The 21,650-nt window shown below is 61.6% G+C and carries 15 protein-coding genes; 11 read left to right on the top strand and 4 right to left on the bottom strand.

The annotated features are described in order from the left end of the window. Positions 1 to 151 precede the first annotated feature (151 nt). The 3 genes from rplQ (at position 152) to VF436_RS01715 (ending at position 2,677) form a co-directional block, all read left to right on the top strand. The gene (gene rplQ, locus VF436_RS01725; RefSeq protein WP_330902253.1) at positions 152 to 535 is read left to right on the top strand and encodes a 50S ribosomal protein L17; all 384 of its coding nucleotides are present in this window, start codon (positions 152 to 154) and stop codon (positions 533 to 535) included. A 248-nt stretch (positions 536 to 783) separates the two neighbouring features. After that, positions 784 to 1,284, top strand: a complete 501-nt coding sequence (locus VF436_RS01720; protein ID WP_330902252.1) for a disulfide bond formation protein B — start codon at positions 784 to 786, stop codon at positions 1,282 to 1,284. 25 nt (positions 1,285 to 1,309) lie between these two features. Then, a complete protein-coding gene (locus tag VF436_RS01715; protein ID WP_330902251.1) occupies positions 1,310 to 2,677 on the top strand; it encodes a class II 3-deoxy-7-phosphoheptulonate synthase in 1,368 nt (455 codons plus the stop codon). A gap of 14 nt (positions 2,678 to 2,691) precedes the next feature. Here the strand turns inward: VF436_RS01715 and bla are convergent, their stop codons facing one another. Beyond that, positions 2,692 to 3,603 (bottom strand): subclass B3 metallo-beta-lactamase, encoded by a 912-nt coding sequence (gene bla / locus VF436_RS01710; protein WP_330902250.1) that lies wholly within the window; start codon positions 3,601 to 3,603, stop codon positions 2,692 to 2,694. A gap of 105 nt (positions 3,604 to 3,708) precedes the next feature. Then, positions 3,709 to 5,310, bottom strand: coding sequence for an amidase (locus tag VF436_RS01705; RefSeq protein WP_330902249.1), 1,602 nt, complete (start codon positions 5,308 to 5,310; stop codon positions 3,709 to 3,711). A 201-nt stretch (positions 5,311 to 5,511) separates the two neighbouring features. Here VF436_RS01705 and VF436_RS01700 point away from each other — a divergent pair, with 201 nt between their 5' ends. The 4 genes from VF436_RS01700 (at position 5,512) to VF436_RS01685 (ending at position 11,548) form a co-directional block, all read left to right on the top strand. Then, positions 5,512 to 6,276, top strand: coding sequence for a c-type cytochrome (locus VF436_RS01700; RefSeq protein ID WP_330902248.1), 765 nt, complete (start codon positions 5,512 to 5,514; stop codon positions 6,274 to 6,276). Continuing rightward, on the top strand, positions 6,273 to 7,562 hold the full coding sequence (locus VF436_RS01695) for a cytochrome c (RefSeq protein ID WP_330902247.1): 1,290 nt from the start codon (positions 6,273 to 6,275) through the stop codon (positions 7,560 to 7,562). The genes VF436_RS01700 and VF436_RS01695 overlap by 4 nt, the downstream gene beginning before the upstream one ends. A gap of 678 nt (positions 7,563 to 8,240) precedes the next feature. Next, the gene (locus tag VF436_RS01690; protein WP_330902246.1) at positions 8,241 to 10,997 is read left to right on the top strand and encodes a xanthine dehydrogenase family protein molybdopterin-binding subunit; all 2,757 of its coding nucleotides are present in this window, start codon (positions 8,241 to 8,243) and stop codon (positions 10,995 to 10,997) included. Continuing rightward, entirely contained in the window at positions 10,994 to 11,548 is a 555-nt protein-coding gene (locus VF436_RS01685) for a (2Fe-2S)-binding protein (RefSeq protein ID WP_330902245.1), read from the top strand. The genes VF436_RS01690 and VF436_RS01685 overlap by 4 nt, the downstream gene beginning before the upstream one ends. Positions 11,549 to 11,873: 325 nt before the next feature. Here VF436_RS01685 and VF436_RS01680 read toward each other — a convergent pair whose 3' ends face one another. Beyond that, the gene (locus VF436_RS01680) at positions 11,874 to 12,398 is read right to left on the bottom strand and encodes a mismatch-specific DNA-glycosylase (RefSeq protein ID WP_330902244.1); all 525 of its coding nucleotides are present in this window, start codon (positions 12,396 to 12,398) and stop codon (positions 11,874 to 11,876) included. Between the two features lie 78 nt (positions 12,399 to 12,476). Between VF436_RS01680 and VF436_RS01675 the strand changes: the two genes are divergently transcribed. From VF436_RS01675 to VF436_RS01665, 3 genes are all read left to right on the top strand, one after another. Then, positions 12,477 to 13,607: a mechanosensitive ion channel family protein gene (locus VF436_RS01675; RefSeq protein ID WP_330902243.1), complete on the top strand. Its 1,131-nt coding sequence runs from the start codon at positions 12,477 to 12,479 to the stop codon at positions 13,605 to 13,607. A gap of 78 nt (positions 13,608 to 13,685) precedes the next feature. Next, positions 13,686 to 15,173: a ribonuclease G gene (gene rng, locus VF436_RS01670; RefSeq protein WP_330902242.1), complete on the top strand. Its 1,488-nt coding sequence runs from the start codon at positions 13,686 to 13,688 to the stop codon at positions 15,171 to 15,173. Between the two features lie 102 nt (positions 15,174 to 15,275). Further along, the gene (locus VF436_RS01665; RefSeq protein ID WP_330902241.1) at positions 15,276 to 19,160 is read left to right on the top strand and encodes a YhdP family protein; all 3,885 of its coding nucleotides are present in this window, start codon (positions 15,276 to 15,278) and stop codon (positions 19,158 to 19,160) included. A 43-nt stretch (positions 19,161 to 19,203) separates the two neighbouring features. Here VF436_RS01665 and VF436_RS01660 read toward each other — a convergent pair whose 3' ends face one another. Further along, on the bottom strand, positions 19,204 to 20,415 hold the full coding sequence (locus VF436_RS01660; protein WP_330902240.1) for a sterol desaturase family protein: 1,212 nt from the start codon (positions 20,413 to 20,415) through the stop codon (positions 19,204 to 19,206). A gap of 126 nt (positions 20,416 to 20,541) precedes the next feature. Here VF436_RS01660 and VF436_RS01655 point away from each other — a divergent pair. Continuing rightward, positions 20,542 to 21,650, top strand: a 1,109-nt coding sequence (locus tag VF436_RS01655; RefSeq protein ID WP_330902239.1) for a metallopeptidase TldD-related protein, incomplete at its 3' end; no start/stop codon positions are given.

Genomic DNA, 21,650 nt, shown 5'->3' with positions numbered 1-21,650 from the left:
ACAGCTGGCCTTCCAGCTAGATGGAAAACACGGTCCGCAGAGGCCGTGCTCTTATAACAAGGCGTTCTTAGAGCCTTGAATAGCGGGTAACCGCGGGAAGTCGGATCATCGTGACCGGCTTTTCATAACAACAGACTAGAGAGTAATTGCCATGCGCCACCAGAAATCCGGTCGCAAGCTCAATCGCACGAGCAGCCACCGCGAAGCCATGTTCAAGAATATGGCTGCGTCGCTGATCAAGCACGAGCTGATTCGCACCACCCTGCCCAAGGCGAAGGAACTTCGCCGCGTGGCCGAGCCCCTCATTACCCTCGCCAAGACCGATGGCGTTGCCAATCGTCGTCTTGCGTTCGCGCGTCTGCGTGACAAGCAGGCCGTAGGCAAGCTGTTTGTCGAACTGGGCCCGCGTTACCGCGAGCGTCCCGGCGGCTACCTGCGCATCCTCAAGTGCGGTTTCCGCGTCGGCGATAATGCTCCGATGGCGTACGTCGAGCTGGTGGATCGTCCGCGCACCGAAGTGGCTGACGCCGAGTAAGCCTGCGTCGATGTGCTGATCTAGAAAAGCCCCGGCTAGCGCCGGGGTTTTTTTGTTATGGCGTGGCACACCTTGCACGACCGAAAGTCGCCGGGTTACCCGTATGACTACGGCAAGTGACGGCAACAGGCGCATGCCGGGAACTCCCCGTCGAACCGGTGTTCCATAATCGAAGCATTCACATAGCCACCACCGTCCAAAAGGGCTAAGGTTGCTGCCTCGCAACATCCCAATCCGGCGTCTCCTTCATGAATCCGTTCCGTTGGTCATATCGCACTGTCTGCCTCGTCGGGCTACTTGTCTGCCTGGGCTTGCTCGGCTTCGCGCTTTACGCCGAACACGTGCTGCACATGGAGCCGTGTCCGCTATGCATTTTCCAACGCATTGGTTTCATGGTGATGGCGTTGTTCTTCCTGCTCGGAGCGATGTTTGCCCCCAAGGGTGGTGGACGCTGGGGCCTTACCCTTGGCGCTGTGGTCGGCGGCCTGGCAGGGCTGGCCGTGGCGGGGCGCCACTTGTGGTTGCAGACGTTACCGGCTGACGAGATTCCGTCCTGTGGCCCGAACCTGGGTTACATGATGAACACCTTTCCGTTCCACAAGGTGTTGCAGATGGTATTCACCGGCTCCGGGGAGTGTGCCAAGGTCGAGCCAATTCTCGGTTTGCCGATGCCTGCGTGGACTTCCTTCTGGTACATCGTGTTAATTGCCCTCATCCTGGTGGCGACGCTGCGCAAGCGTCCTGCCTGATCGAAAACCTTCGATGGTCCGTGCCATGAATATGCTCGCCGTTTCCGCCCACGATACCGCTGACTGGTCTCCCGACAGCTGGCAGCAGCGCGTCGCCTTGCAGCAGCCCCATTACGAGGACGCGCAGGAACTGGCCCGTTGCACGACGCAGCTGGCCTCCCTGCCGCCGCTGGTGACCTCGTGGGAGGTGCTCGCGCTCAAGCAGGCACTGGCCGACGCCCAGGAAGGCAAGCGATTCCTGCTTCAGGGCGGCGATTGCGCGGAGAGTTTTGCTGATTGCACCAGCCCGATCATTTCCAACCGGCTCAAGGTACTGCTGCAGATGAGCCTGGTCATGGTGCACGGCCTGAAGAAGCCGGTGCTGCGTGTCGGACGCTTCGCCGGGCAATATGCCAAACCGCGTTCGACCGACATGGAAACTCGCGATGGCGTGACGCTGCCCAGTTTTCGCGGCGACCTGATCAATGCCCCCGCATTTACTGCGCAAGCACGTCGTGCCGATCCGCAGCGCCTGATCCAGGCACACGCGCACTCGGCGCTGACGATGAATTTCGTGCGTGCATTGATCGATGGCGGCTTCGCCGACCTGCATCATCCCGAGTACTGGGATCTGGCCTGGGTGGAGCATTCTCCCCTGGCAGGCGAGTACCGCCGCATGGTGGCGGGTATCAGCGACTCGCTGCGCTTCATGGAAACCTTGTCCGGGCCAGTGGCCAATTTCACGCGGGTGGATTTCTTCACGTCCCATGAGGCCTTGCTGCTGCATTACGAGCAGGCGCTCACACGGCAGGTTCCCCGTCACGCTGGCTGGTTCAACCTGTCGACGCATTTTCCGTGGATCGGCATGCGTACGGCTGCGCTGGATGGTGCGCATACGGAATATTTCCGTGGCATTCGTAATCCGATCGCGGTGAAGGTCGGCCCCTCGGTCAAGCCAGGCGATCTGCTGCGCCTGATCGATGTGCTCAACCCAGGCGACGAACCGGGCCGCCTTACGCTTATTCATCGCATGGGCAATGCGCAGATTGCCAGCGCGCTGCCCCCCCTGCTTGAAGCCGTGCGCCGCGCAGGCAGGCGTGTGCTTTGGGTAGCCGATCCTATGCACGGTAATACCGAAAGTACGTCAAACGGTTACAAGACACGCCGTTTCGACAATATTCGCGGTGAACTCGACCAGGCTTTCGATATTCATGCGGCTGCAGGTACACGCCTGGGCGGCGTGCACCTGGAGCTGACCGGTGAAGATGTCACCGAGTGCATGGGCGGTGCGCGCGACTTGTCGGAAACCGATCTCGATCGCGCGTATAAGTCAACCGTCGACCCTCGCCTCAACTATGAGCAATCGCTTGAGTTGGCGATGCTGATCGTGCGCAAGTCAGGTGGCATGACCTGATAGTCGTCAGTGCATCAGCGCGCGGGTGATTTTGACTTGGCATTTTCCTTGGCGATGCGCTCGTCGAGGTTGACCTGGGCTTTTGCCGCGTAGGCCTTGCAGGCATTCGGATCGATCAGTGCATCGGGGTTGTTGCCGCCGTGCTGTGTCGCCTTCTCGATGAGATTAATCGAATCGGGATGCGGTGCAATCATGATGTCGCACGGCAGTTTGGCGAGCGTATCGATGGTGCCGCGAAAATCGGCAATGCGTTCGGGATGGGCAGGATCGGTATAACGATAATGGCCATTGTTCGCAGTAAGGAGGGCGATGCTGTCGACATACGCCATCGAAAGGCAGCGAGTTTGCTCACAGGAGGTCCATGTCCATGCCGTGCCACCCGGCGTATGACCTGGTGTCGGATGCATGGTCAAGGCCAACGGCCCAAGCTTGATGGTCTCGCCGCCATCAGCGATGCGCACGTGCTCGACCTTCGCATATGGTGAAGCGTCGCCGTATTGAGGATCGTCCGGATCTTCACCGCCGAGCTTGAGCGCCTTGGCTGCCTTGGCGCTTGCTACGACCTGCGCGCCGGTATCGTGCGCAAGGGCCGCAATGCCACCTGCATGATCGAAGTGGGGATGCGAATTGAGAATCAGCTTGACGTCCTCGAGGCGAAAGCCAAGAGCACGAATATTCGCTTCGATCATGGGCACATTCTCGGGCAACGTGCCATCCAGGAGGATATGTCCTCTCGGTGATGTCACCAGGATTGCCGAGAGCCCATGCGAGCCGACGTAGTAAGTATTGCCGTAGATGCGAAAAGGCTTTTGCGGCTGCGTCCACGCAGCGTTGGAATAATGCTGTGGCGCAGGTGGCGTGGCGGCTTGAGCGTGTGTGGCGAGCACCAGTGCGATGCTCGCGGTGAGAAAAGATAATCCTTTCATGTGCGGCTCCAAGGGCAAAGAGCACTCATTCTTGCACGCGTTCGCTCGGCGATGGAGGCAGGGTACTTACCATGGCATGGTCATTTTCTGGCAACCGTAACTGGCTTACTCCTGTGGTGTTCCACCAACTGTGTTGAGAAAACGCGGTCGCCTGAACGGCATGTTGTGCTGTTCGAAACCATAGGCAATCGAGATCAACGTCGGTTCACTCCACTTTTTACCGAAAAACACGATGCCTATCGGCAGATCATGCGCATACGCTGCCGGCACGGTGATAGAGGGATAGCCGGCAACGGCGGCCGGTTGTGAGGCACCTCCCACGGTCGGATCGCCACTGACGACATGGTCGCCAAGCACGGGGTCCGTAACGAAAGCCGGCCCCCAGGAGGGGGCAAGCAATGCATCCAGATGCTTGGCTTGCAAGGCGGCGTCGATGCCTTGCGGTCCGGCTAGTCGCTTGGCTTTTTCCAGGGCCTGGACATAAGCATCGTCGGTCAGCGCGCCCTTGGCTTGCGCTTGTTCGAATAGCTCCTGACCGAAATAGGGCATCTCGCGATCGGCCTCGCGCCGGTTGAAGGCAATGAGATCGCCCAGCGTTTTCATCCGCGTGTCGCCACGTGCTGCCAGGTAGGCATTCATGTCGTGCTTGAGGTCGTACAACAACACGGTCATTTCCGGATCGCCAAGCTCATGCAAGTGCGGTAGTTCGACCGGGTCGACGATGATGGCCCCCTGGGCTTTCATCACCGCAATGGCCTGTTCCAGGGCGCGATCGGCATTGGGTTCGGACCCCGCCAGTGCGCGGACCACGCCGATCCGCTTGCCTCTCAGCCCATCGGGATCGAGGAAGCGTGTGTAGTCGGTAGCGTGCCTGTCCGCGTCAGCCGTAGCCGAATCATGGGGATCGCTACCGGCAATGGCCGACAATACGACTGCGGCATCCGCCACGCTGCGTGCGATGGGACCTGCGGTGTCCTGGTTGTGGCTGATCGGAATGATGCCGGTGCGACTGACCAGGCCCAGGGTCGGCTTGATGCCGACCAGGCCGTTGCTGGCGGCAGGGCAGATGATCGAGCCGTCGGTTTCGCTGCCAATGGCTACGGTCACCAGGCCGGCGGCCACGGCGGCAGCCGAGCCCGCACTGGAGCCGCAAGGATTACGGTCGAGCACATAGGGGTTGCGCGTCTGGCCGCCGCGCGCGCTCCAGCCGCTACTGGCATGATTGGAGCGCATGTTGGCCCATTCGCTCAGGTTTGCCTTGCCCAGGATCAGAGCGCCCTGCGTGTGCAGCCGTTCGACCAGACTGGCATCGTGCGAGGCCGGATTCGTGGCCAATGCGAGCGAACCGGCGGTAGTCAGCATCGGGCCCACGGTATCGATGTTGTCCTTGAGCAGCACGGGAATGCCGTAGAGCGGGCCAACTGGCGCGTGCCCCTTTCGTTGTCTGTCCAGGGCAGCGGCCTGCTTGTCCGCATCGGGATTGAGTTCGATCACCGCATGCAGCGTCGGACCTGCCTGATCGATGCGCGCAATGCGCCGATTGAACTGATCCACCAGCGACTGGCTGGTCAAGGCTCCCTCATCCATGCGCTGATGCAACTGGCCGATGGACGCCCAGACGTCCGTGGTGTCATCCGAGGCGTAGGCGGCGTTGGCGCACAGCAGGCTGGCAATGATCAGGCCGTGCAGGAACGATGGACGAATCACTTAAAGTTCTCCCCGGATATGCGGCAGGATGTCGCGTCACGGCAGCTTATCAGGCTGCCCCTCTCCCCAATGCTGGTGTGCAGCAAGGAGTAAGTGCTTGAAATGCAGGTATCGGTTCAGGGGCTACGCCCGCGTCGCAGCGCAGGTCGGACATCGTGTCGCATCCATGGGACCTCGGTCAGTCGCGCCTATAATCGCTTCATGATCACAACAGCCCGGCAGGCAGTGCATGTGTTCCATGGCGTGGCCCTCCTGGCTGCCGTGGCCTTGGGGTTTGCCACCACGTTCGCGGCGCAGGCGGCTGATCAGCCGCCAAACGATATGCCACCGGACACCTTGCAGCAACGCATCGCTGCTTGCACAGCCTGCCATGGCACGCATGGCGAGGGCACGCCCGATACGGGATTCTTTCCGCGGCTGGCTGGCAAACCGGCGGGATACTTGGCGCGCCAGATGCAGGATTTCAAACAGGGGCTGCGCAAATATCCGCCCATGGAATACACCGTGCGCTACCTGAGCGCGCAATACATGCAGGAGATCGCGCAATACTTTGCCGCACAGCAGGTACCTTACAGTCCGTCACCGGTTCCCAGGGTTTCCCATGAAGCGATGAAGCGCGGTCAGGCGCTGGTGACACAAGGCGATGCCGCGCTCAAGGTACCGGCATGCAGCGCATGCCATGGAAGCGAGCTGACGGGGGTGCAACCGGATATCCCAGGCCTGGTGGGATTGCCCTATGACTACGTCAGTTCCCAATTGGGTTCCTGGCGTACGCGCACGCGCGCCACGGTGGCACCCGATTGCATGGCCCAGATAGCCGGGCGCCTGACCGAGTCGGATATCACCGCCGTATCGGCTTATCTGGCAACGCGCCAGTTGCCTGCCGACATGCACGCACAGCCGGCCGGTTCGGTCAATCCGCCTCTGCACTGTGGCGTGCTCGGCGGCAAGGAGAGCGGCGCATGAAGATTTTCCTGCGCTTCGTGCTTGCCCTGGTGGTCCTGATCGCGGTAGCGGTCACCTGGTTGTCCTGGGGGGGCAGCATCGCGCCGGTGCCACGCTCGGCGAGCAAGGTGGCTGAAGCGACACTGCGCGATCCGGCCTTGATCGCCAGAGGTCACTACCTGGCGACCATCGGCGACTGCGCCGCCTGCCATACCGAGCAGGGCGGCGCACCGTATGCCGGGGGCAGGGCGTTGGCCACACCGTTTGGCAATATCACCGCGCCGAACATCACGCCCGACAAGGCGACAGGTCTTGGCGACTGGAGCTTCGAGGATTTCTGGCAGGCCTTGCATAGTGGCAGGGGGCGACACGGCCAATACCTGTATCCGGTATTCACCTATACCTCGTACACCAAGGTGCATCGAGACGATGCGCTGGCCATCTTCGCGTACCTGCAATCCTTGCCCGCCGTCAGCCGGCCGTCGAACCCGCCAGCTCTGGATTTTCCCTATAGCGTGCGCGGTAGCCTCAAGGCCTGGCGTGCACTGTATTTCAAGGAGGGCCAATACCAGACCGATGCTTCTCGTTCGGCAACGTGGAATCGAGGTGCCTACCTGGTACAGGGCCTGGGTCACTGCAACGAATGCCACATCGCGCGCGACGCCTTGGGCGGCGCACGCGACGACATCAGTCTTTCCGGCGGGCAGATGCCTGAACAGAACTGGTTTGCCCCGGACCTGAGTACGCAGGCCCATGGTGGCCTGGAAGGCTGGACCGACCAGGACATCGTTGACCTGCTCAAGACCGGCAAGTCGACGCGTGGTGTCGCCTTTGGTCCGATGGCCGAAGTGGTTGTGCGCAGCACGCAGCACATGAGCGACGAAGATCTCGGTGCGATCGCCCAATACTTGCGCTCGTTGCCCGCACGTCCCGTGCCGCCGGTCCAGGATGTTTCCTTCGACACCAAGGCGCTGGCCGATCATGGCAAGGATGTCTACAAGCAATACTGCAGTGACTGTCACGGTAGCGACGGCAAGGGCAAAAGCGATATCTACCCGGGCCTGGATGGCAATGCGTCGGTCATCGAGCCCAGCGGTGCCAATGCCACGCGTGTGGTGTTGCTGGGTGGCTTCGCTCCGGCGACGCAGGCCAATCCGCGGCCATATTCGATGCCGCCGTTCGCACAACAACTGAGCGATGCCGATGTGGCTGCCGTGGTCACCTACATTCGCACCGCCTGGTCCAACCAGGCGTCGCTGGTGCGCGAGCGTGACGTGAGCGGCTTGCGCCATACGCCAAGTGATTGATGGGCCTTTGTGGCCACGCGCGATGCCTATGAAGGCCAGCTTTCGCTAGCAGCCGGCTACGTGCGAGTGGCTGTGTTACACCGACGTCTCCCATCTTGACCGAGAGCCCCATGCGCGGGCGCACGCGCTGCGTTTGGTCAAGGCCATCTGGTTGACAACATGCTCATGCTGATCCAGAAAATCGCGTGCATGGTCTGGAGTGCCTTACCCCTGACTCGATGAGTCCTTCGCATCCGATTCCGTGACAAAGTTTCCTGCGCATAAGTTATCTGACATCGCCACGGGATGATCCCTACAGCACGCAGAATCTTGTACTACAGCGTAAATCGGAGATGGCGCATGTCGCGGACAGGATGTGCCTTGTAGGCTGAGGTAGCGTAACCGCGGGAGACATGGCGTCATGCAATGCTCTTGCAGGTGACTGACATATGGATGAATACGGTTTGCGCGACGTCGCGTCGGTTCTACGGATGACATTGAACCCATGAAAAAGACTTCGTTTCCTCTGCTCGATTGTCGACCGCTTACGGTGTGTGGCGCTCACGATCAGGCTGGCCTTGGATGGCTCCTGGCGTGTTATTCGGCGAACAGGTATGTCACTCGTGTCAACCGTGGTGGCCGCGCCTGTCGCCACGTCACCAGCGTGTCAGAACCGGCGTTTGCCGCGAGTGTGTCCCGATGAATCGCCACGGTATGACCCGACGGGAATTCCTGCGCGCCGCAGCAGCACTTGGTGTCACGGCGACCGTCGCGCCGTTGGCTCGACTGCTGGCAGCGTCAAGCGCCGCCGATGCCCGTCTGGTGGCATCACCGCATTGGCTCGACCAAGCCGGGAATATTCGCTTCCGGCAGGACGGTATAAGCAAGATCACCGGCTCGAAAGTGTTCGCCTTCGACATCAGGGCGCGCGACATGCCAGGCTGGCCGCAGCAGCAAGCGTATGCTTTTATGATTCGCACCACGCGCTGCGATCGCGTGTACGAAGGCGTCGACCTGTCGATGCTCGACGATGGCCTCAAGCCAGACCGACTCGTCGTCGCTGCCGATCTGAAGCGCGATGGCGTCGCCATGCCTGAACCAGATTTCTACGGCCAATTATTGCTGGCGGAGGGCACCGTGCCGACGATGCTTGGTCAGCCCGCCGCACTACTGGTCTATCACGACTACCCGCGGTTTCGCGCAGCCAAGGCCAGACTCCACTTTGACCCTGCTGTGATCAGGTGGGGGAGCGAAGGAGCGCCGGTAGAGCGCGCGCCTTATGGCGTCTCACGCTTCGTGCGTATTGGCGGCGCCACGCCTTACGACGATGATGTGTTCTCGCCTATGATCCATGAGGGCCCGGACACAGATGAGGCGGTGGCGGCGCATGCCAAGACCATTGCCGACCTGCTTGCCGCCCCGCCGCCCGGTCAACGTGTGTTTGAACGCCAATTTGCCTCTCAGTCGGTCGACCCGGCGGCACTGGAGCCTGATAACGGCACTGCATGGTATGACCGGGCTACCAGGACGCTTCATCTGGTTGCCGCCACCCAGGCGCCATATGTGGTCGCCACTCAAGCCATGACGATGGCAAAGGCCAGTCGCCTCGGCATTGACGCCTTCCGCTTTTATCCCACCAGCACCGTGGGCTATGGTCAGAAAGAGCACAGCAGTTTTCCTTATTACGTCACTATGGCTGCGCTTTATGGCGACGGGCGGCCGGTGAGGCTCGCGCTTGACCGCTGGGAGCACTTCCAGAGTGCCATCAAGCGGCATGCTTTCTGGTTCGACACACAGATCGCAGTCGATACGCATACCGGAAAATTCACGGCCCTCAAAAGCCAGATGGCCGCGGACGGCGGCGGCACGGCAAATTTCAGCGCCGCCGTAGGCCAGGTCGCTGCCACTGCCATACAGTCCATCTACTATTTTCCACTCAACGATTTATCGGTGACCGTGCATGCATCGCGTGCAGTCACGGCCGGATCGATGCGTGGCTTTGGCACACTGCAAAGCATGACGTCCATGGAAATGATGGTCGATGAGATCGCCCAGGTGCTTGGCATCGACGCAATCGAATTGCGTCGGCGCAATGTTTTGCATACTGGCATGAAAAATACCCAGGGTGCTGTGCCGGCCGGCTCCATGCGAGCGCACGAATTGCTGGACAACGCGGCCGCTCATCCGCTGTGGCGCGAGCGCGACAGGCGCAAGAAAGTCTACGAAGCCAAACGCCCTGGCTATTTTTATGGCGTCGGCTTTGCTTGTGTGCAAAAGGATTACGGCACGGGCGCGGAAGCGGCGATTGCGCAAATCCAGTTCGATGCCAAGGGTGGCATCCGGTTGCGCCACGTCGTTACCGAGATCGGAACGGGGGCCACTACCTCACAGATACAGGTGGTGACCGACATGCTGGGTCGCCCGGCGCAGACGGTAGAGTTTGCAGTCGTCGACTGGCCTGAGCTGAAGCTGGTCAGTAACGAGAATCCCTACGGCAACACGCAGGCCGAGGAGGATCGATTCTCGAAGAATCCGCACTGGGTGCCGACCTTGACCTCGCCGGCGAGCGCATCCAATTCGGCCTTTTACATGAGTCATGCCACTCGCGAGGCAGCACGCGTCCTGTTTGACTATGGTATCTGGCCGGCGGCGATGGCGATCTGGGGCAACGGTTCTGGCGGTGGCCAGGCAGCCCCCTTGTCGATTCGCCGGGAAGATGCGCGGTGGGTCGATGGCATGCTTGTTGCGCCGTCGCTTGAGCCGCTTTCTTTTGAGCGTATCGCCATGGTTGCGCATCAGCGTGGCCTGGTCACGGGCGCCACGGTACACACCTTCAATCGCTGGGCTTGGGCATCAGCCAGGTTCCCGATGGGCAGCGGCACGTATGAGGCGCCCATTGACGCGCTTGCCGTGCGATACGGCGGCGCGGCCGATGAAAGCACGCATGGTTACACCTTTGTCCCACGCGTCAGCGTGGACTACCCGCCGACTCAGCGGAACAAAGCGGGCGTGGTCTATTATGCGCCGCACGCATCCCTGGTAGAGCTGGCGGTCAATCCCGGCACTGGTGAAGTAGATCTGCTCTCGCATCATCATGTCATGGATTGTGGACGCATGATCGTGCCAGCCTTCGTTTCCGGCCAGCATCAAGGTGGCATTGCCATGGGCATCGGCCATGCCCTGTATGAGGAGCTGCCACGCTACGAAGAGGGGCCGGGCAATGGCCAGTGGAATTTCAATCGATACCGGCTGCCGCGTGCAAGCGATGTCGCCGTGTGGCGGCAGACTGCACAATACCTGCCGCCGCTGAGCCCCTCTGATCCGCCCAAGGGCATTGCCGAAGTGGTGATGATCCCTGTGGTAGCCGCCATCGCCAACGGCGTGGCGCATGCGACCGGCAAACGCTTTTACGAGTTGCCGTTGTCGCCCGAACGCATCAAGGCTGCACTGGCATGACACGCTCGACCCAACCTCTTTCGCTTACCATCAACGGCCGTCGTGTGGGCCCGGTCGCCGTGCCAGACGACCTGATGCTGATTGAATTCCTGCAGGAATACATGAACCTTACCGGGACGCGCTATGGATGTGGCCTGGGCGTGTGCCATGCCTGCATCATCATTCATGATCGTGACGATGGCACCAGCGAGAAACTTCCAGCTTGCATCACCGGCGCTTTATCGCTCAACGGGCAATGCATCCGCACCATCGAAGGGCATGCAACGCGTGATGCTGCCGGTAACGTGACGGCCTTGTCCCATGTGCAGCAGGCGTTTCTTGACCACTTTTCGTTTCAATGCAGTTATTGCACGCCGGGACTGGTGAACGGGGTGACGGTGTTGATCGAACGGCTGCAGCGACATCCCGTACCACGCGACCAGGTGGAGCAGGTTGTCCTGGATTCGCTCGATGATCACATCTGCCGTTGCACCGGCTACGTGCGCTATTACGAGGCGGTCAAACAACTGATTCTCCAAAGCCCCGGCCTGACCACGGGAGGCGACGCTTGACGCTGTAGTCAGGGGCGAGGTTGGCACCGAGCTGGCTGTGCCCGCGCGGGGGCTGCTATCCGTGGCATGACTCGGTCGAGGCCAGCATGGGCGGCCATCGTGGATTTCAGGCGCCTCGTGCGGTAGTCACGCACGTGCCATCCGTGGCGCCGGCGCAGCGATCGGGTCGACGTTGCTGTTGCTGTTGAAGAAAGTCCTGGTCTTCATGCCAGTCAGCGATCGGGGTGGATGGCGGCGCCTGCATTGCCAGCCAGGCTGGACGCGATGGTCGTGACTGACGGTGCAAAACCATCGTTGTGTGGAAACCCAACGCGCTTGATGGCTCTCATTCATCCCTTCTGGCCAACGCCGCCAACATCCGCCATAGCTCCACGTTCCAATGCCCGCGTGCCTGTCCCGACGGCGAGGGTAGTACGAACAGCTGCGTGTTGCCGATGCGTTGCCGGCACAGGCCATACCCGGCGTCGTCGCCTAGCGCCGCTCGCGCAGCAGCCTTGCTGGTGAAGGCGAGCCATCGGGGTTGCCAGCGTAAGACCTTCGCGCGCAGGCCCTGTGCATCGAAAGCACCAGGCGGCAACTGGTTGTCATTGCCGGCATGGTGCTTGGCGACATCGGTCAGGCCGATGCCAAAGGTCGGCAGCAGCGGAAATTCCTGAGGTTGTAAACGCCGAGGTGTCAATCCGACTTCGTGCAGGGTGGGCCAGAAACGATTGCCGGGGTGGGCATAGTAGGCCCGCTCGCGTGCCGAGCGAGCCCCCGCAGCGGTACCACAAAACACCAGGCGTATCCCCGGTTGCCATACATCGGGCAGGATCGGGGCGGGGGCGGGATCAAGGGGGTGGCCGGTCATGCATTCATATTCTGCCCACGCTGCATGAACATCGGGTGCGGCAGGGTGATGAAGTGATTTTCAGGCGGCAGGAGCGCCATGTTCGACGATTTCTCTCTGTTCTGGGCTCATCATCCCTGGGGGCGACTGGGTCTGGCCGTGGCCGCCGCGCTGGTCTTGGCGCTGGTGCTGCGCAGCCTGGCGTTCCTGTTTCTGCGTCGCCTGGCGCGGCGCCACCCATTCACCGCGTCCGTGGTCGGGCGAGCCAATCCGCCGATGGAATGGTTGATCCCGGTGCTGATGTTCACCGTCAGCCTGCATCTGACACCTGATATCGAGGTCTTTCGCTGGCTTGATCCGGTCAATCACCTGCTGCTGGTTCTGCTGATTGCCATCGTGACCTGGCTGGCGGTGCGTTGCCTGGGAGCGATGCAGCTGGTGGCCATGCACCTCTACCCGGTTGACCGCGAAGATAACCTGCGTGCCCGCCAAGTCGTCACTCAAGTGCGTGTGCTCGGGCGCATTGCCATGACCGGCGTGGTGCTGCTAGGAGCTGCGGCCATCTTCATGACCATCCCCGCGGTGCGGCAACTGGGCACGGGACTGCTGGCCTCAGCAGGCGTGGCCGGCATCGCGATCGGTTTCGCGGCCAAGCCGGTGCTGAGCAACCTGATCGCTGGCGTGCAGATTGCGTTGACTCAGCCCATCCGTCTGGACGACGTGGTGATAGTGCAGAACGAATGGGGACGCATCGAGGAGATCGGCGCCACTTACGTGGTCGTACGCATCTGGGACGAGCGCCGTCTGGTGGTGCCGCTGAATTTTTTTATCGAGAATCCATTTGAAAACTGGACGCGGGCCACGTCGCGAATCACCGGCACAGTCTTTCTGTGGGTGGATTACCGTATGCCGCTCGATCCGTTGAGAGCCCAGCTACAGCGCCTGTGCGAGGAGGCGCCGGAGTGGGACCGGCGTGTATGCGTGCTGCAACTGGTCGACGCCACGGATCGGGCGATTCAGTTGCGCGCTCTGGTCAGTGCGGCAGATTCGGGGCGGGCCTGGGACCTGCGCTGTCGCGTCAGGGAGGGATTGGTTTCCTTCGTTCAACGGGAGTACCCCGATTTCCTGCCGCTGCAACGGGCCAGCCTCAGCAGCTCGCCAGCGGCCATCATGGCCGGGGCGGCTGTCGAGGGCGACGTGAGGGAGGGGGCGGCGCGCGACGAGCGCTGACAGCGTCACAAGGCGTCTGCGCACGCATCGACAGCTTCCTCTCGCAACCGCTATAAAGTCGGATCACGGGAGGGTGCGGTGAGCGAAGAAATCCTGATTAATGTCACACCACGCGAGACCCGCGTCGGTGTGGTCGAGAATGGCATGCTGCAAGAGGTGCACGTCGAGCGTGCCTCCAAGCGTGGCTACGTGGGAAATGTCTACAAGGGCCGTGTCCAGCGTGTGATGCCAGGCATGCAGGCGGTGTTCGTGGAAATAGGCCTGGAACGCGCTGCGTTCCTGCATGCCTCGGACATCGTGCGGCCGCCGCTGCCAGCGGTCGAAGGGGCTGAGCCGCAGCTCAGCAACCATGGCGGCCATGTACCTTCGATCTCCGAACTGGTGCACGAGGGACAGGAGATCGTGGTACAGGTGGTCAAGGACCCCATCGGCAGCAAGGGCGCGCGCCTGTCCACGCACCTGTCCATACCCTCGCGCTACCTGGTATTGCTGCCGCATGCCCGCACGATGGGTATTTCCACGCGCATCGAGGAAGAGTCCGAGCGTCAGCGTCTCAAGGAGGTCATGACATCGCTGACCGGCGAAAACCCGCTCGGTTACATCGTGCGCACCAATGCCGAGGGCCAGTCAGCCGAGTCGCTGGCGTTCGACGTGACCTATCTGGGCAAGGTGTGGCGCGTGGTGCAGGAGAATATCGCCAAGGCCCGGGTCGGCGAGCGCGTCTACGAAGAACTCTCCTTGCCGTTGCGCAGCCTGCGCGACATGCTGACCGAGGACATCGAGAAGGTGCGTGTCGATTCGCGCGAAACGCACGAAAAAGTGGTCAAGTTCGTGCACAAGTTCATGCCCAGCCTGGATGATCGCGTCGAACACTATGTCGGTGAACGGCCGATCTTCGACCTCTACGGTGTGGAAGACGAAATTCAGCGCGCCTTGAAAAAAGAAGTGCCGCTCAAGTCCGGCGGGTACCTGATCGTCGACCAGACCGAGGCGATGACCACCATCGACGTCAATACCGGCGGTTACCTGGGTACGCGCAACCTGGAGGAAACCGTCTACCGCACCAACCTGGAAGCGGCCCAGGCGGCGGCACGCCAGCTGCGCCTGCGTAATCTGGGCGGCATCATCATCATCGACTTCATCGACATGACCGACGAGGAGCACCGTCGACAGGTGTTGCGCATGCTGGAGAAAGGCCTCGCCCGCGATCACGCCAAGACCACCGTCTATCCGATGTCGGCCTTGGGACTGGTCGAAATGACGCGCAAACGCACGACCGAAAGCCTGGAGCGTCAGCTATGCGAGCCGTGCCCTGCCTGTGGCGGGCGAGGCACGGTCAAGACGGCCGAGACCGTGATCTACGAGATCTTTCGTGAGATCACTCGTGCCGTTCGTCAGTTCAATGCGGAGAAATTGCTGGTCATGGCCAGTCCCAAGGTGGTGGGCCGGATCCTGGAGGAAGAATCCGCCGCGGTGGCCGAATTGGAAGAGTTCATCTCCAAAAGCATACGCTTCCAGGCCGAAGAACATTATTCCCAGGAACAATTCGATGTGGTCTTGTTGTAAGACTCCCCCGGCACCGCACTGGCGCGACTGGCTCGCGCCATGCCGGTCGCGGGCGTTTGAAACGCGCATGGGTCCATCTTTCCCGGTTTCCATGCCGTCCGCATGAGCAAGGCCTGGCATAAGGGACTGCACCGCCTGGCGCGTGCATTGGGCTGGATAGCCGGTATCGCGGTGATTACGCTGGCCGTGCTTGTCGCGTTGACGCAGTTGTTCCTGCCCATGGTGGCGAAGCATCCGCAGTGGGTGGCCACGCAACTGAGCGGCCGCCTGCATCGCCCGGTGAGTTTTGCGGGCATGGAGGGTCGCTGGCAGGGCTCGGGGCCGTCCTTTGTCTTGCACGATCTCACCATCGGCCCAGGCGAGGGCGGAGGCAAGCCGCTACATATTCCCGAGGCTGAGTTGAAGCTGGATTTTGGCGGGTGGCTGCTGCCCTCCAGGCATCTGGTCAATTTGCGCGCGCGTGGCTTGCAACTGGATCTCTCGCGCGAGATCGACGGCACCTGGCACATCAATGGCCTTGGTGTGACCGGCGGACAGGATCGCCAGAGCGTGTCGCTCGGGCGCCTTTCGGTAGGCCTGTGGCTGGATGACCTGCGACTGGATATCGACGAAAAAATCGGCGATCGCCATTACACCGTGATCGCCGATCAGGTGCGCGTGAGCCGGCAGCACGGACGTATCCGTGCTGGCCTCTTGCTGCATCGTGACGGCACCACCGGACACCTTCGCGGCGCGGCCGATTTTCGCGAGGACGGTGCCCAAGGGCGCCTATGGCTCCATGCCTCGCACGCCGACCTGCGCGACATGCTCGTCGGCATCGACCTCGGCGGTTATGAGGTGGTCGGCGGGCAAGGCAGTTTTTCCAGTTGGCTCGATTGGGATCACGGCAAGGTGTCCCGCAACCTCACGCGCTTCGATCTCGATCAGCTTGCGGTAAAGACGCCCGAGAGCGCGCAGGTCGATGCGCCCCCGCTGCACGGGACGGCCCAGTTGCGACACACCCCCGACGGCTATGACGTGCGCTGGCTATCCGATGATGGGGGCGCGCTGGCCCTGGCGATGCATCAGATGGACACCGATCAGGCGCGTGTCGAGGCGTCCGCCAGCCAGCTCCAATTGGCACCCTTGCTGCCGTGGCTGGCGCTCAAACCCCATATTTCTGCGAGCGTGGCGCAGTGGCTCGGACAGGGCAAGCCGCGCGGAGAGGTCATCAGCGCAGGCCTGCGCTTCAGCCGTAGCGAGGGCCTGACCTATCTCTACGCAAAGTTCGACGGCATGGCCATCGATGCCGTTGGCAAACTGCCCGGCCTGGACAGCCTGCATGGCCAATTCCGTGGTGATGCTGAATCGATGCTGCTGAGCCTGCCGGCGCAAGCGGCGACGGTGAACTTTCCGCATACCTTCCGCAAGCCGTTGGCGATGAGCAACCTTGCCGGTGATATCGCGTTCTGGCACGAGGACGATGCCTTTCACATCGGCACCGAGCAATTCGATTTCGTCGGTGAAGATTTTGGCGGCCAGGCACGCGGCCAGGTGGCGCTCCCCGACAGCGGCGGCCGTCCGGTGATGGACTTGTACGCCACGGTCGATCACGCCAAGGTCTCGGCAGCCAAGCTGTTCTGGCCAATCGATTCGATGCCGCAAACGGCCATCGACTGGCTCGACCATGCGCTGATCGACGGCAGGGTGGACCACGGCGACGTGCTCATTCATGGCGATCTTCGCGACTGGCCTTTCCGCCATAATGAGGGACGTTTCGAAGCACGTGCCCAGATCAACGATCTGGTGCTCGATTACGGCAAGAACTGGCCGCGTGCCGATGGCATCAAGGCGGTGGCTTACTTCGTCAACAACGGCATGCAGGTCGAGGCAAGCGCGGGGCAGTCGTTGGGCAACAAGGTCGACAAGGCCACCGCCGCCATCCCGGATTTCGGCGATACCGTGCTGGACCTTGCCGTTCAAGGTACCGGCACAGGGCCGTCGATGATCGACTTCGTGCGATCCAGCCCGATCGCCAGCCACCAGGCCGACGTGCTATCCAAGTTCAGCCTGACCGGCGGCGCCACCTTCGGCTTCCACATGGTGCTGCCAATCAAGGACGCCAAGGATTTTACGCTCGATGGCCAGGCGCAGCTCAAGGATATCGATTTCAACGCGCCGGAGTGGAACATCAAGCTCGACAAGTTGACCGGGCCGGCTACCTTCAACGCGAAGGGTTTCCATGCAGGTCCCTTGCAGACACGATTCCGCGATCAGCCTTCCACGGTCGATGTGGCCATTGCCGATGCTACCGGCCAGCCGGATAAGGTGTTTGCCGCGCGCATGACCGGACGTTATCAGCTGTCGACGCTGATCAAAGATTATTCGCAGTTGCATTGGCTCAACGATATCGCCAGCGGGCAAAGCGATTACACCATCGGCTTCGATATCGCCTCGGCCGCAGCTAACGGGCAATCGGCCCAGACGTTGACCATTGACTCGCCGTTGGTGGGGACCGCCCTGAACCTGCCGTTGCCGGTCAGGAAGGAAGCCTCGGCCGACCTGCCGTTGCACCTTGCCCTTGGGCTTCCAGTCAATGGCGGGGATCTGCAGATGTCGCTGGGTTCGGTGGCACGCGGGCGCTTTCGCCTTCCCGATGGGGAGGCCAAGCCGCTGGCGGCCAGCATCATGTTCGGCAACCGTACGCCCGATGCTCTTCCAGACAAGGGCATGCGCATTCGCGGCCAGGCCGGCAAGCTCGATGTCAGCGGCTGGGTGCAATCGACCATCGGCGGTAATGGGCCAGGTGGTCCAGGATTGGAAAGCATCGACATAAGCACCGACGAAGCACAGATCTTCGGTCGCACGTTCGCCAGGATGCACATCAAGGCAGCCGTGCAGCCCAATGCCTTGAGCATCGATACCGATAGTGTCGGGCTTGCCGGGCATTTCGATGTGCCGACCGACGATGTGCGCAAGCGCGGCATCACTGCACGCATGCAGCGCCTGTACTGGCCCAAGGACAACACGCCAGCGGCCAGTCGTGACATCACGGGGGCGCCGGCATCCTCTGCCACGGTGCCCGGTAACGACGCGCAACCACCCGCGCATCCTGAAGTGACCGGGATCGATCCGAAGGCCTTGCCGCCCTTCCATTTATGGATCGGTGACTTGCGGTTTGGCGATGCGAAGCTGGGCGAGGCGCGTTTCGAATCCTGGCCGACCGAGCGTGGCATGCATATCGACCAGATCCGCACGCAATCGCATAGCGTGCAGATCAACGCGACCGGCGCCTGGAACGGTACCCCCGACAATAGTCATACTCACCTGCGTATCGATTTCGCTGCGCAAAGCCTGGGCGACATGCTCGCCGCATTCGGGTATGGAAACCTGGTCGCGGGCGGCAAGACCAATGCGCAGCTCGATGCGACATGGCCCGGTTCGCCCTCGGGGATGGACCTTGCCAACATGGATGGCAGGCTCAGTGTCAACGTCGCCAACGGGCGTATCCCCGAGGTGGCGCCGGGCGTGGGCCGCCTGTTCGGCCTGGTCTCGGTGCTGGAATTGCCACGTCGCCTGACCCTCGACTTTGGCGATGTTTTCGGCAAGGGCTTGGGTTTTGATGCGATCACCGGCGATTTCACGTTGGGCAACGGCAATGCCGTCACCAACAACATGAAGATCCTCGGCCCGGCGGCTGCCATTTCCATTACCGGCCGCACGGGTCTGCGAACCAGGGATTACGACCAGCAGGTGCATGTGGTGCCGCACGTTGGCAACAGCCTGCCAGTGGTCGGTGCGGTGCTGGGCGGGCCCATTGGCGTGGCGGCCGGTGTCGTGGCACAAGGGCTGCTCGGCCATGGTCTGAATCATGCGGCGGCCAAGCGTTATCACATTAGCGGCAGTTGGGACAAACCCGATATCACGCCGATCGATAAAGCGGATCCGAAGTTGCCCCCACCGCCAGCCAATGCGCCGGCCCCGGCCGGCGACAGCTCGGCCGATTGATGCGCCGGCCGGTCGCTTTCGCGCGACCGGCTGGTGATCGAGATCAGGAAGCGGCTTCCTCGACGGCAATCGCTTCGGTGCTGCCGACAAAGGGAAACATCTGTTGCTTGACGAAGCCGTCGGGCATGTAGTCGCCGACCACGCCATATTTTTCTGGGAATTTCTTCGGAGACTTCACCGCCGTACCGAAAAGGTAATCGAGAAACGCATAGTGCGCGGCGTAGTTCTTGTCGATCGCTTCTTCATCGGAAGCATGGTGCCAATGGTGGAAATCCGGCGTGACTACGAGGTATTTCAGCGGTCCCCAGGGCAGGTGCACATTGGCATGGTTGAACACTGCCTGGAAGCCGACCACGATGATGTAAGTATTCATCACCGCCTCACTGAAGCCCAGGATGTACAGCGGTGCGAGCACGGCTACGCGTGTAACGATCAGCTCCAGGATGTGCTGGCGCGAGCCGGCCAGCCAATCCATCGTCTTGACGCTGTGATGGACGGCGTGGAATCGCCATAAGAAGGGAACCTCGTGATACGCGCGATGGGTCCAGTATTGCGCCATATCCGCCACCAGGATGCACAACAGCAACTGCGGTACAAACCAGATGCCATGGACCATCTGCTGGAACTGGCTGCTTTGCAGCCAGCCGAACAGGTGATGCAGCAGGAAGTTCACCACCAGCAAGATCAGGCCGACAATGAAATGGTTGACCGCGAAATGCTTCAGGTCGGTCTGCCATTCCTTGCGAAACAACGCCTGGCCCTTGTACAGCGGGAACAACTTTTCAAAGGCCACGAAGATCAGGGTTGAGCCGAGCAGGTCCAGGATGAACCAGTCGAGCCCGACATAGGGCGTGTGCTCGGGGAAATTGCCTACTGGCACCCGTGAGCCGCCCAGGGCGACGGCGGCGATCACCATCGTCAGAGCCACTAGATTGAGGTTGCGCCGGCGATTGAGCACGATGTTGCCCAATGCGATGCCGCCAGCGACCAGCAGGCCTCCCAGCAGCAATTGGCGCAGCACATCCACCGAATACTTGTGGCGCAGTTCCGGCGTGGTCAGGTATTGCGGGAAATGGAAGGCCAGGACGGCGAGCAACGACAGAAAACCCAGGCAGAGCGCGATGACCGTGGTGACGCCGGTCTGGCTGCCACGCAGATGCCCATCCTTCTTCAGTAGTGCACGTGCCTCGTTCACGGGTGCCTTGGCGTGGTCGACCGCCTGCTGCAAGCGCTCGTGCTTGTCTGATTCGCTCATGGGGTTCCCTTCACATGGATTGCACGGATGTTACCTGGATCGTGCAGCCGTAGGACCAGCCTGCTTTAAAGCCGCCGCGTTCTCCCCCATATTGAACGCCTGTACCTTCACCCGAACCGGACCCTCATGGATTCACCCATTGCCCTCGCCACCAGCCGCCTGCTCACGCCCGGTGGTCTCGCCACCGACGATCTGGACCGGGTTTTTTCCCAGCTGATGGGGCCGTCGATCGACGCGGCCGACCTGTACTTCCAGCATTCGCGCAGCGAGTCGTGGCTGCTGGAAGAGGGCATCGTCAAGGACGGCAGCCATTCCATCGAGCAAGGCGTTGGCGTCCGCGCCATCAGCGGTGAAAAAACGGGCTTTGCCTATTCCGATGAACTGGTGCTGCCGCAATTGCTGGAGGCGTCCAAGGCGGCCAGGGCCATCGCCCAGGACGGCCATGGTGCCGGCAAGCCCCTGGCGTTGCATTCGGCGCGCACGCTGTATCCGGCCATTGATCCGGTGGAGAGCCTGCCCAACCCGGACAAGATCGCCTTGCTTCGCGAGGTCGATGCCTATGCCCGTTCGCGCGACCCGCGTATCAAGCAAGTCATCGTCAACATGGCCGCGACCATGGATACCGTGCTGGTGGCCGGCTCTGACGGCACCCTGGCGGCTGATGTTCGTCCCCTGGTGCGCCTGAGCGTACAGGTGATTGCCGAGCAGAACGGTCGCACCGAGCAGGGTTATGCCGGTGGCGGTGGCCGTCATGGCTACCGCGAATTTATCGACTCGGGGCGCGCCATGGCGTTTGCCGACGAGGCAGTGCGCCAGGCGCTGGTAAACCTGGAGGCGGTGGAAGCACCGGCCGGCACCATGACCGTGGTGCTGGGGCCTGGATGGCCTGGCGTGCTGCTGCACGAGGCCATTGGCCATGGTCTGGAAGGCGATTTCAACCGCAAGGGAAGCTCCGCCTTTGCCGGCCGCATCGGCCAGCGCGTTGCCGCCCCGGGCGTTACGGTGGTCGATGACGGCACGCTGCAAGGGCGTCGTGGATCGCTGAGCATCGATGACGAAGGCACGCCGACCGAGTGCACCACGCTGATCGAGGACGGCATTCTCAAGGGCTACATGCAGGACAAGCTCAATGCGCGGCTCATGGGCATGGCCCCGACCGGCAACGGACGCCGCGAATCGTTCGCGCAATTGCCGATGCCTCGCATGACCAATACCTACATGCTGGCCGGCCAGCA

The sequence above is a fragment of the Dyella sp. genome, from assembly GCF_036384435.1.
Taxonomy (GTDB): Bacteria; Pseudomonadota; Gammaproteobacteria; order Xanthomonadales; family Rhodanobacteraceae; genus GSA-30.
This window is presented reverse-complemented; position numbering and strand designations above follow the sequence as displayed.